Annotated in this window: 10 protein-coding genes and 1 pseudogene; 7 read left to right on the forward strand and 4 right to left on the reverse strand. The window is 65.3% G+C overall.

All coding sequences use genetic code 11. The annotated features are described in order from the left end of the window. The first annotated feature begins 83 nt into the window (after nt 1-83). The 7 genes and pseudogenes from ACPL7H_RS18685 to ACPL7H_RS18715 form a co-directional block, all read left to right on the forward strand. Nucleotides 84-1148, forward strand: coding sequence for a Gfo/Idh/MocA family protein (locus ACPL7H_RS18685; RefSeq protein ID WP_424798252.1), 1065 nt, complete (start codon nt 84-86; stop codon nt 1146-1148). Continuing rightward, a complete protein-coding gene (locus ACPL7H_RS18690; RefSeq protein ID WP_424798253.1) occupies nt 1141-2742 on the forward strand; it encodes an N-acyl-D-amino-acid deacylase family protein in 1602 nt (533 codons plus the stop codon). Before ACPL7H_RS18685 ends, ACPL7H_RS18690 begins: the two co-directional genes overlap by 8 nt. Before the next feature lie 8 nt (nt 2743-2750). Then, nucleotides 2751-3527, forward strand: coding sequence for an IclR family transcriptional regulator (locus tag ACPL7H_RS18695; RefSeq protein WP_424798254.1), 777 nt, complete (start codon nt 2751-2753; stop codon nt 3525-3527). Between the two features lie 34 nt (nt 3528-3561). Then, complete coding sequence (locus tag ACPL7H_RS18700; RefSeq protein WP_424798255.1) at nt 3562-4704, forward strand: alanine racemase; 1143 nt, start codon at nt 3562-3564, stop codon at nt 4702-4704. Between the two features lie 54 nt (nt 4705-4758). Beyond that, entirely contained in the window at nt 4759-5787 is a 1029-nt protein-coding gene (locus ACPL7H_RS18705) for a zinc-dependent alcohol dehydrogenase (protein ID WP_424798256.1), read from the forward strand. A 522-nt stretch (nt 5788-6309) separates the two neighbouring features. Beyond that, nucleotides 6310-6804, forward strand: a complete 495-nt coding sequence (locus tag ACPL7H_RS18710; RefSeq protein WP_424798257.1) for a cytidylate kinase family protein — start codon at nt 6310-6312, stop codon at nt 6802-6804. A 64-nt stretch (nt 6805-6868) separates the two neighbouring features. After that, nucleotides 6869-7480: pseudogene (locus ACPL7H_RS18715) on the forward strand (IS1634 family transposase); the annotation flags it as partial. A gap of 109 nt (nt 7481-7589) precedes the next feature. On the opposite strand, the gene ACPL7H_RS18720 reads toward ACPL7H_RS18715, so the two are convergent. From ACPL7H_RS18720 to ACPL7H_RS18735, 4 genes are read right to left on the reverse strand one after another with little or no spacing between them, the layout of a single operon-like run. Further along, on the reverse strand, nt 7590-8579 hold the full coding sequence (locus ACPL7H_RS18720) for a tyrosine-type recombinase/integrase (protein ID WP_424798258.1): 990 nt from the start codon (nt 8577-8579) through the stop codon (nt 7590-7592). Beyond that, nucleotides 8576-9532, reverse strand: coding sequence for a tyrosine-type recombinase/integrase (locus ACPL7H_RS18725; protein WP_424798259.1), 957 nt, complete (start codon nt 9530-9532; stop codon nt 8576-8578). Before ACPL7H_RS18725 ends, ACPL7H_RS18720 begins: the two co-directional genes overlap by 4 nt. Further along, nucleotides 9529-10797: a tyrosine-type recombinase/integrase gene (locus ACPL7H_RS18730; RefSeq protein WP_424798260.1), complete on the reverse strand. Its 1269-nt coding sequence runs from the start codon at nt 10795-10797 to the stop codon at nt 9529-9531. Before ACPL7H_RS18730 ends, ACPL7H_RS18725 begins: the two co-directional genes overlap by 4 nt. Before the next feature lie 39 nt (nt 10798-10836). Beyond that, the gene (locus ACPL7H_RS18735) at nt 10837-11466 is read right to left on the reverse strand and encodes a hypothetical protein (protein ID WP_424798088.1); all 630 of its coding nucleotides are present in this window, start codon (nt 11464-11466) and stop codon (nt 10837-10839) included. Nucleotides 11467-11640 lie beyond the last annotated feature (174 nt).

The following is an 11640-nucleotide window of genomic DNA, read 5'->3' on the forward strand; positions in this document are numbered from 1 at the left end:
GTGCTCACCCTGATCCCACCGGTCCTGCTCACCCTGATCTTCCAACGGCACGTCGTCGGTGCACTAGCGGCAGGACACGACAAATGAGCGGGGAGATCACCGCCGCCGTCATCAGCGCCGGGGCCTGGTCACGATCCAGTCACCTTCCCGCCCTGCGGGGAGATTCACAAGTCGACGTCACGATGGTCACAAGCCAGAGTGCTGACCGAGCCCGCGAACTCGCGGAGGAATTCGCTATACCACATTGGTCCTCGGACTGGCGCGACGCCCTGAAGAACGCTCCGTCCATCGCGATCGTCTCCAGCCCTCCGGTTGCCCATGAGGAGCAGGTCACAGCCGCGCTGAGAGCCGGCTCCCATGTGCTCGTCGAGAAGCCCTTTGCGGTGGACTCCGCTAGTGCTCGACGCATGCACCTAGCGGCGCAAGAAGCCGGACGAGACCTCCTAGTGGGGTTCGGGTGGGTAGCGGCCCCGACGTTCGAACTGGCACGATCCCTCGTCGCCTCAGGCGAGATCGGCGATGTCGAACTGGTCGATTGCCATCTGGATGTCAACACCCGTGCCTTACTCAGTGGCGGCACGGATGGCGGTTGGGGCGCTGCGGACGTCTCCGAATCACGCACCTACACCGACGCCGCCACGTCAGGGGGCGGCGCCGTCGCGGTTTCGATGTCGCACCAACTGGGTCTCGTGCATTGGATCACCGGGAAGCGGTTCGCTTCGGTCGACGCCCACACATTCCCGCCGGGAGTCGACATCGATCTGCACGCCACCACGAACTTCAGCTTCGAGCACGGGGGCTCGGCGAGCCTGAGTTGCGCCTCCACCCATCCCTATCTCGCACGCCCGCAATGGTTGCTGCGCATATACGGGTCGAAGGCACAACTCGCGATCGACTCCGTGTCCGATGCCGCTCGGATGGTCCAGGCCAACGGCAATGTCACCGACTTCACACCTGAGCAGGCCAGCGGACTCTACGACGCGGGCGCACCGACGAAAGTGCTCATCGATTGCGCGCGCGGCTACGACGCGCCCACTGGCATGTCTGGCGCTCTGGCCGTCCATGTGGTCGAGGCATCGGACGCGATCTACCAGAGCGCACGAACAGGTTGTCGCGTAGCCATAGCGGCGGAGGGTGCACATGACTGAGGACCAGACCATCATCTTTCGAAATGCGTCTGTCCTGGACGGCACGGCCCGGGACGCCTTTACAGCCGATGTGAGGATCGACGGCGACAGCATCACCGGAGTGCGGCCGGGAATCGTCGTCGAGAACGCGGAGACCTACGACCTAGGCGGCCTTGCGCTCGCTCCTGGCTTTATCGACATGCACTCGCACTCGGATATCCAGATCCTGGCCAACCCTGATCATGAGGCGAAACTCTCCCAGGGAGTCACGCTGGAGGTCCTCGGACAGGACGGGCTGAGTTACGCACCCGTCTCCGATGAGGTGCTGCGTGCGTTGCGCAAACGTATCAGGGGATGGAACGACGACCCCACGGACCTGGACTGGAGTTGGCGCAGCGTCGCTGACTACTTAGACCGGCTTGACGACGATACCGCTGTCAACACGGCCTATCTCGTACCGCACGGGACGCTGCGGATGCTCGTCATGGGCGATGCGGCGCGTGCGGCGACGCCGACCGAGGTCGCACAGATGGCGGCACTACTTCGACAGGGGCTCGAGGACGGCGCAGTCGGCCTCTCCGCCGGCCTGACCTACGTGCCGGGTATGTACTCCACAACCGCCGAACTGGTGGAACTATGCCGCGTCGTCGCCGAGCACGGTGGCTACTTCTGCCCCCACCACCGCAATTACGGTCCGGAAGCCCTCGAGGCATATGCGGAGTGCATCGACATCGCCAAACACTCCGGCGTCGCCCTGCACTTCGCCCATGCCCACCTCTCCTTCGATGTGAACCGAGGAAACCTACCTGAACTGCTTCGGCTGTTCGATGATGCGATTGCGGACGGGGTAGACCTCAGTTTCGACAGTTACCCCTACCTGGCGGCGATGACGACGTTGAGTTCACAACTACCCGGTTGGGCCCAGCGCGGCGGGATCGGTGAACAGATCGAGCGGCTCCGTGACCCGGGCAGCCGCGAAGAGATCATCACCGCTCTCGACGTCACCGGGTCTGACGGGCATCAGGGCCTGACCATTAACTGGTCGAATATCCATCTCTCCTCCACACCGAATGCTCCGGAGTACGAGTGGGTGACGGCAGAGTCCCTGGGGGCGGCCGCCGCCAAAACCGGGATCAGACCCGCTGAACTCTGCCTGGACATTCTTGTCGCAACCGAACTCGGAGCCTCCTGTGTCATGTTCGTGGGCATCGAGGAGCACGTGCGCGCCCTCATGCAGCATCCACGCCACATGGTCGGGAGTGACGGAATCCTCGTGGGCGATCGTCCGCATCCCCGTTCCTGGGGGACCTTCCCCCGGGTCCTGCACACCTATGTCCGCGAGGAACGAGTCCTCAGTCTTCCCGAGGCCATCCGGCACATGACGCACTCTCCGGCCCAACGACTCCGGCTCAGAGATAGAGGCAAGATCGCCCCGGGATACAAGGCCGATATCGTGATATTCGATCCCGCAGCGGTGAGCGCCGAAGCCACTTATGTGAGTCCCCGCCGGCCCGCAACGGGGATCGAGCACGTGCTCGTCAATGGTCGATTCGCGTTGAAGAACGGGAAGGTGACCGGAATACGCACCGGACGCGTACTCAGGGGGTCGCAATGAGCGGAGGAGTGAAATCAGCACGCCGGACCTTGGAAATACTCGAAGCAGTGGCCAGGCGTCCGGACGGAGTGACGTTCAGTGAACTCGGTGACATCCTCGACATCCCCCAGAGCAGCCTCCACGGACTGCTCCGGACAGTAGTCGCCTCACGTTGGCTCGTCTTCGACGATGAGACGAAGCGCTATTTCGTCGGCGTCAAGATCTGGGAAGCCGGGCAGCGCTTCAAGCGCAGCCGCGAAGTCACGATCAGGACTCGGCAGTACCTGCTCGCAGCGCAGCGTACGTTGGGCGAGACCATCCAACTCGGGATCCTGGACGATCTCGACATCGTGTACATCGACAAGGTCGAAGGGACTCGTCCGCTGCGGCTCGTCTCCGAAGTGGGCGGCAGGCTGCCCGCCTACGTCACCGCCATCGGCAAAGTGTTGCTTGCCGAACTTCCGGCGCAACAACTCCTCGACCGCTTCGCTGGCGAAACCCTCGAAGGGTACACCGAGGAGACCATCACGTCGGGCGATGAACTCATCGAGCATCTGGGTACAGTGCACCGCTGCGGCTACGCCACCGATCACGGTGAGTACTCCCCCGGGGTGTTCTGCGTCGCCGTACCCATCCGCGACGCCAACGGACGCGCCGTTGCCGCGATGAGTTGCTCGGTGCCGCAGACGCTCATCGACCTTGGCGAAACTGATGAGGACGAGATCGCAGCCGTGCTGCAGCAACAGGCGACGAACGCGTCAGTTGCCCTCGGTATGCCCGAGCCCATCGCCCCCGCGCGCCGCTAACCGTCGCCGTCCGGGCGCAGAAAGGATGAAGTCGATGACGTTTCGCACCCAGGTACCTGAGGTGGATTGGCTAGCGATCGATGTCCCTACTCCGGCGCTGCTGCTGGATCTCGATATCCTCGACCACAACCTCGATGAGATGGCGGCGATCAGCAAGGAATCCGGGGTCTCCCTAGTCCCGCACGCCAAGACCCACCGCATTGGCGCAGTCGGGATCCGACAGGTCCAACGGGGAGCGTCCGGCCTCACGGTCGCAAGTGTGGCCGAAGCAGAGGGATTCGCAACTGTCGGTGTTGACTCGATCTTCATCGCCAACCCGGCGGCCGATGATAGCAAATTCCGCCGCTGCCTGCGGTTGACCACCGGTTGTGAACTGACACTCGCTGTTGACACCTTCGCGGGGGCTGAGGCGCTCGCGCACTTCTTCGCCTCTCGTGGAGCCAGCATCAAAGTCATGATGGCGATCGACAGCGGGCTACATCGCGAGGGGGTCGCTCCCGAGGCTGCGCCAGACCTGGCAAAGCGTGTCGCTCCGTTGGACGGTATCGACCTAGTTGGAATCTACACGCACGAGGGCACGGTATATGAAGCGCGGAACGCTGCCGACGTGGCACGTCGATCCCGGGCCGTTGCACAGGAGATGGTGGCGACTGCCGAACGTATCCGTCAGTTGGGAATAGACCTTCCCATCGTCTCCATGGGCGCCTCCGCGAGCGCCCGGGTCTGCGCGACCGTCCCCGGAGTCACCCAGGTCCGCCCGGGGATATATGCCTTCAACGATTCGGGTCAAGTGGCGCTCGGGAATGCGTCGCCGGAGACCGTGGCGGTGCGGGTGATCGCCACCGTCACCGGTCATCCTGAACCCGGCCGTGCGTATATCGACGGGGGTTCCAAAGCGCTCTCCGCTGACCTGCTGCCGGCAGCAGCCCTCCGCGAGCAGTACCCCGGGCACGGCATCATCGTCAACGCGCCGGGATGGGTGATCGAACGTGTCTCGGAAGAGCACGGCTGGTTGCGCTGGTACGGAGACGGAGAACCGCAGCCGCTACCGGTTGGCACCCGGTTGGAGATTATTCCCAACCACGTCTGCATGGCGTTTGCCATGCTCCGGCGGGCGCAGGTGATCCGTGCCGGTGAAGTCCAAGGCCAATGGGAGATCTTCGGTGCGGGCTCATAGGTCCGCCCCCAAAGTGGTGCAGTCCTATCTGAGTGATGTATTGAAAGGAAAGTAATGATTTCGCTGGTCCTTGAAGAGATCGGTCGGCTCGTCGTCACGGACGACGTCAAACCCACGCCGGGGCCCGGCGAAGTTCGAGTCCGGGTGGCCGTCACCGGGATCTGCGGCTCGGATATCCATGGCTACACGGGCGAGAACGGGAGGCGGTTTCCCGGACAGGTGATGGGCCACGAAGCCTCCGGATGGATCGACCAGATCGGGCCCGATAGCGAGAAATGCGGGTTGCGCCTCAACCAGCCGGTGACGTTCAACCCCCTCGTCGTACCACTCGGACAAGCCGAGGAATACCGGGGCCGGGAGCAACACTGCCCGGATCGCTACGTCATCGGCGTCAGAACTTCTGTGCCCGCGGCCTTTGCGACGTACGTGATCATTCCAAGCCGCAACATCGTGCCCTTGGCCCCCGACGTCCCAATCGAGCACGGGGCTCTGGTCGAACCGCTTGCGGTCGGCGTCCACGCCGTGCGGAGGGTGCTGGCAGAATCCGACACCCGCTCCCTCGTCATCGGGGGCGGCCCAATCGGTCAGGCCCTGGTGCTCGCGCTAAAAATGGCGGGCGTCGAGCAGATCTATGTGAGCGAGGTGGATCCCGCCCGCCGGGATCTCGTCGAGCGACTCGGCGCCCGCGCGCTGGATCCCCACACCGAGCCTCTCCGGGGCGCACTCGATGGTCTGGGCGGGCCGATCGCCGTTACCTTCGATGCGGTCGGCACCGACCAAACCGTTGCCGACGCGCTCTCTGTCACCAGCCGCGGCGGAAGGGTCTGCCTCGTCGGCATGGGCAGCCCTTCCCTCACGTTGGATGCGTTCGGAATCAGCACCGACGAACGGTCCCTGGTGGGCAGTTTCACTTACTCCGCCCAAGACTTCCTTGATGCGGCCGACTACGTTTCGCGGGCGGGCGAGGAGATGCCGTTGCTCATCAGTCGAGAGGTTTCCCCGAGTGAAGCAGACTCGGCGTTCCAGGCCTTGGCCAAGGGGGACGGCACGCCCGGAAAGGTGCTCGTCCGTTTCAACCACTGAGCGGCTCACCCCGGCGAAGGAGCGCCACCACACCAGCGCTCAGCCCGTGGGCATGGCGCTCGATGGCTCTACGTCAAGGGGCCATCACACCCCACGTTGTTTAGCGGGAGGAAGGCGAGGAGCTCATGGCAGCAGAGAAGTTCCGGGCTGTGGGCACGGTCGATCTCAGCCTGGCCAGGGCATCTGATGCCATCCCCTCCCCTGCCGCCCTACCCGGGCGGACTCGGTATGAGAAGAAGTGGGATGGGTTTCGTATCGCCGCGGTGCACACCGAGGAGCAAACCGCGTTGTGGTCCCGGCGCGGGGTGCGGCTGGACTCTTCGAGTCGCTGCCACCGCCCGACACGACCGGGGCCCGGTGCGCCTTCGGTCACGGGCTGACCGCCTTCTCAGCCTGCCCTCCGCGCCGCCCTGCCCGGATTGTCCGGACCCACCCCCAACGGCGCGACCCAACATCCCACCCAGAATGAGACCCACATCACATGGGCGGGCTATTGTGGACGGACTCGACGGGGAGGTTGATATGTCCACGCACTCAGCTGCTGAGAGTGGCCGGGGTGGTGCCGACGACACCAGTCCACGACCGGTCGTGACCATCTGGGGACAGTACGGCGCCGGAGCCGAGGCCATAGGAAAGGTCGTGGCCGAGCGGCTCGGACTGCCGTACCACGAGCAGGCCTTCAGTTCCGAGGAGATCGAGGGTGGTACCGATGCCGGATCGCTGAAGAACCGGGCGACCCTGGCCGAGGTCTTCTCGGCGATGGGCGGGGCCTACGGGGGCTTCGAGGGGCGGGACGTCGTCACGACGCAGAAGGAGAAACGTGACCTCGTCGCCGACAACAACGACACCGTGTGGCGCTACGCCGAGGAGGGCGGGGTGATCATCGGGCGTAACGCGACGGTCATCCTGGCCGCGCGATCACGCACTGTGCACGTCCTGCTCACCGGCGACGTCAAGGACCGTGTGCAACCTGAGTTTGGTCACCGGGTTCGGCTGAGTGGTGATGGACCGCGCTGACCTGCGGTGATGGGTGAGTTGGTTGCCGTTTTGAGGCACTAATTGGTGCCCTACTGTGGGCGGTATGGCGTGGATTCGGCGGGTCCCGACGGCTTCGGGGGCGACGGCCGTGCAGATCGCCGAGTCCGTGAACGGTCGGCGGCGCATCATCGCGCACGTGGGTTCGGCGCATACCGAAGCCGAACTTGGCTTGCTGATCGAGCGGGCGCGGCAACTGTTGCAGAACCCGGCGCAGGGGGAGTTTGAGTTGGGGGTCGAGCCGTTGGCGCCCAGGACGCCACTGATCGGTCCGGCCGGTGAGGCGAGCCTCTTTGAGGCCCCCGGCTCACCGAGTCGTGAGCGGGCCACGGTCGCCGCGCCGCGGGTGGTGGGAACCTCCTCGCGGGTGCTGTTCGATGCGCTGGCGGCGGTATTCGCCGATCTGGGTTTTGAGGCCCTGGGTGACCCGGTGTTTCGTGACCTGGTGATCGCTCGGATCGTGGAGCCGACATCGATCCGGGACACCGGACGGGTCCTTGCTGATCTGGGGCGACGGCCGGCCAGTGACAAGACGATGCGCCGCACCCTGACCCGGGCATACCAGGGCACCTACCGCGACCAGGTCGCCGAGTTGTGCTTCACCCACGCGTTGGCCAGCGGAGACGTCTCGCTGTGTCTGTATGACGTGACCACGTTGTTATGCCGACATCGGCATAACAACGTTTATGCCGACCTTCTGGTTATGCCGATGTTTGGGGTATCGGCCCAGGTCAGGGCCTTGTCGGTGGCCTGAAAGGTCGGCATATTCATAGGGTCGCGAGCCAGGCGAGGATGTCGGGTTCGGGCTGGTAGGTGCCGGGGTCGGTGTTCGGCGGGCGGGTGCGGTCGATCGCGGCTTGCTTGATGGCCATGTCGGCGTGCAGGTAGGCGTCGGTGGACTGGGTGTGTTGGTGTCCGAGCCAGAGAGCGATCACGGAGATGTCGACGCCGTGGGTGAGCAGGGTCATCGCGGCGGTGTGCCGCAGGGTGTGCATCGTGACGTGCTTGTCCGCGATGCTGACGCACTCGGCGGCTGCTGTCGCGACGTGGATCTTGAGGCGGTGTTCGAGGGCATCGGGTGAGAGGTGCTGGCCGCGGGGTCCACAGAAGAGCGCCTCACCGGGGCGGGCGCGCCGTTCGGCGAGGTAGCCGGTCATGACCGCGACGGTGGTCGAGGTCAGCGGCGTCGATCGGGTGCGCCGGCCCTTGCCGGTGCAGGTGACATTCGCGCCGACACCGAGCCTGATGTCGGCGTAGGTCAGCGAGGTCAGTTCGCTGATGCGTAGCCCGGTTTGGATCGCCAGGACCAGCAGGGCATGGTCGCGCCGGCCGGTCCACCGGGTGCGGTCGGGCGCGGCGATCAGGGCGTCGGACTCTGCGGGAGTGAGGAACTCGAGCATCGGTTTGGGATGGCGTTTGGGTGGGATCGCCAGCACGCGGGTGATCGTGCCAGCGTGCTCGAGGTGAGCGGGTAGGGCGTGGGCGAGCACGGCCCGGATCCCGGACAGGCGGGTGTTGCGGGTGGCAGTGCTGTTGCCGCGCTCATCCTCGAGGTAGTCAAGGAACGCGGTGACGTTCTCGGCGTCGATGTCACCGATGTCGATGCGCTCGATTCTGGTGCCAGTCCTGGCGGCGAGGAAGGTGATGAGCATCCGCCAGGTGTCCCGGTAGGTGCTGATGGTGTGCCCGGACAGGTTCCGTTGGGCGTGGGCGAAGGTGGTGAAGTACGTTTGCAGCTCGATGGCCAGGGCGTTCATGACAGGTCTCCTTTCGGGCTGGTCGCCTCGAGGCGTCCGGCTGCGGCGGCGAGCAGGTCCGGGACGGCGCTGAGGTACCAGTAGGTGTGTTCCGGGCCGGTGTGCCCGAGCCAGGTTGAGAGCAGCCCGAGGGTTCGGGCGGGGTTGGTGCTGTGGGTGTACGCGGCGATCATGTGCCCGGTGGCGAAGGTGTGGCGGAGGTCGTGCAGGCGAGGACGGCGCTGTCCGGTCGGGACCAGCTCGAGGGCGTCGACCAGAGCACCAAAGTGCTGCTCGATCGTTTCGAGGACGAAGCCGCTGCCACGGTTGTTGACGAAGATCGGCCCGGTCGGTGACGGACCGGTGGCCAGGCGCTCGGGCATGCTCAAGTACTCGACCAGCGCTGCTGTCGTTGACGGGTGCAGCGGGATGAGCCGGTCCAGCGGGGTCTTGGTGCCATGAACCTGCAACAGGTTCTCGGCCACCTCGAGGTCGTTGACTCTCAACCGGAGAGCCTCCCCGATGCGCAGCCCGGTGGCAGCGAGCAGGCCGATGATCGTGGACATCGTCGTCGCCACCCGCACGTCGGGGAAGAACAGCGGGCACGCCGTCAGCAGGTGGTCCAGGTCGGCCTGGGAGTAGATGAACGGTGCCGGCCTGGTCGTCCTGGCCGGGAGTAGCCCTGGCGGGATTCGCGGGACGTCGGCTCCGCGCGCGTTCAGCCAGGCCGCGAACGGGCGCACCGCAGTCAACCGTTGTGACCACCACACGGGCGCAGCATCAGCAGGTTCACGGGCCCACTGCACGGCGTCCTCGATCGTGAACGTCTCGCTCTTGCCGCGCTCTTGGAGCCAGTTGAGGAACTGTCGCAGCAGGTACTCGCTGGTCTTGAGCTGGAACCCCAGCCCGCGACGCTGAGCAAGGTAGGTGTCGAGCTCGTCGTGAAGGCACAGAGTGGACGGATCGCTGCTCATCGTGGCACCTGCCCGAACGGCACGGTCAGTGTCCGTAGCGAGGCCAGGTCGACCCGGGCGTACACGCTTGTGCTGGCGGCGTTGGAGTGGCCGAGGAGCTCTTGAGCCTCGATCAGGCTTCCACCGGTTGCGATGACGTTCATCGCTGCGGTGTGCCGCAGCCGGTGCGCATGCACCACTCCGAGCCCTGCCGCTTCGGCGCGGTGCTTGACGATGTCGGAGATCCCGGCGCTGCTCAACGCGCGGATCGGTGGCCGGACCCGCACGAACAGTGCCCGATCCAGTGCGTCAGGGCGCGCTTGCAGCCAGGCGATCAGCGCCTGGCCGACATCGACCGGTACTGGCAGCGTCAACCGCCGCGGTCCTTTGCCGATCACGCTGACCCGTCCGACGGCCCAATCGACGTCGTCGAGTCCCAGGGTCGCGGCCTCTCCGGCGCGTAGCCCGAGCCGCCACAGTGTGGTGATCACCGCCCGGTCTCGAAGGCCGACAATCGTGTCCAGGTCGCACGCGCTCAGCAGACCTTCGACCTGCCCGGGCGACAATCCCCGGGGCAGCATGGCCCGTGTGGCCCGGGCACGCAGGATCCCGCCAGTCAGGTCGCGCTCGATTCGACCGGTCGCCAGCGCCCACCGCAGCAGCGACCGCATCGCATCCACGATCGCGGCACGCGAAGCCGACGCGAGGCCTTCCGCACGGTCGACGATGAACGCGTTCACGACCGTGACGTCACACGCGCTCCAGTTGATCACTTCATCGGCAACGGGCAGTGAGTCGACCAGTGCGCCAACCCAGCCCCGACGATGATGGATACATGCCTGGCTGATCCCGCGAGCCTCGCGCTGCCAACGGCCCCACGCATCCAACTCGCCCACAGCGGCTGACCCCAACGGCGGCGCCTCCCTCGCGCTCGGGCCACGAACTCGCTTACGTACCAACTCCTCACCGGGCAGGTACCCACACTCGACGAGGAACCGGCGCACGGCCGGGGACCTCACCTTGACGATCACATGTCCCGGGACACCGGGGGCATACTTGGCCTGGAACGCCTCAAGCACATCAAGGCTCAGCGCTGCCAGCGACACATCGTGATCGTCCATCCAGGCGCTCAACCCGCGAGCCACGCCGAGAACTTGCGGGACCATCGTTCGTGAGTACCGCTCCGCTGCCAACCAGGCCGCCAACTGCTCCATCACCACCCCCTCCAGCGGACCACGAGCCACAACGGGCATCACCGGCAACACGACGACCACCTCCGAGCACACGAACACCTTGGAGGATCAGCGTGTCGTTATGCCGACCTTTCAGGCCACCGACAAGGCCCTGACCTGGGCCGATACCCCAAACATCGGCATAACCAGAAGGTCGGCATAAACCTTGTTATGCCGACATCGGCATAACAACGTGCTGACGTCATAGAGCACCAGGGCCGAAGGCCCCAGATCCGCCCGGGCGGCGCAGGCCGCCGCCAGACCCTGGCGAAAGCCCGGTTCGGCATAGCCGCCAAGACGACGCTTGAGGGTGGAGTACGACGGTGGGCTCAACCCAGCCTCGGCGATCACCCGCAAGGAGTCCAACTTACTGGTCGGCTCGATCAATCGCGCCAGCACCAACAGCCAGAACACCTGATCATCCCCAGCGGCTTGGGCCAAGCCCAGATCGGTATAGATGCGCTGCAAGGCCCCGATCAGGTGCTCAGTACGGGTGGAGGTGATCGGCAACGGCCCGGCGCTGGTGGCATCATCCAGGCCCAGGTTCAACTCCCCCTGCCCGGCTGCCAGGCGCTGGCGAGCGGCGGCCAGGAGCATCTCGTAGTCAGTATCGGTATGGGCCGAGCCGATATGCTCGATGTCCTTCGATCCGCCCCGCTTGGAGTGCACGATCTGGACCGCCCGGGCCCCCGAGGCGGTCTTGACGGTGCGGATGTAGCCCATCGGCACACTCTAGAACCCCCGAATTAGTGCACCCTTTCGACCCTCGCGAACCGCATTAGCCCAGGTCACAGCCTCGCCACTCCGCACAACCCAGACCGGTGAGCCAAGTCAGGTGAGAGCTGTGCGACTCTCGTGCTACGAGACCGCACCGATGGTCATCTGGCCCACGGGGCC

The sequence above is a fragment of the Pseudactinotalea sp. Z1732 genome (assembly GCF_049724975.1).
Lineage (GTDB): Bacteria > Actinomycetota > Actinomycetes > Actinomycetales > Beutenbergiaceae > CALKWS01.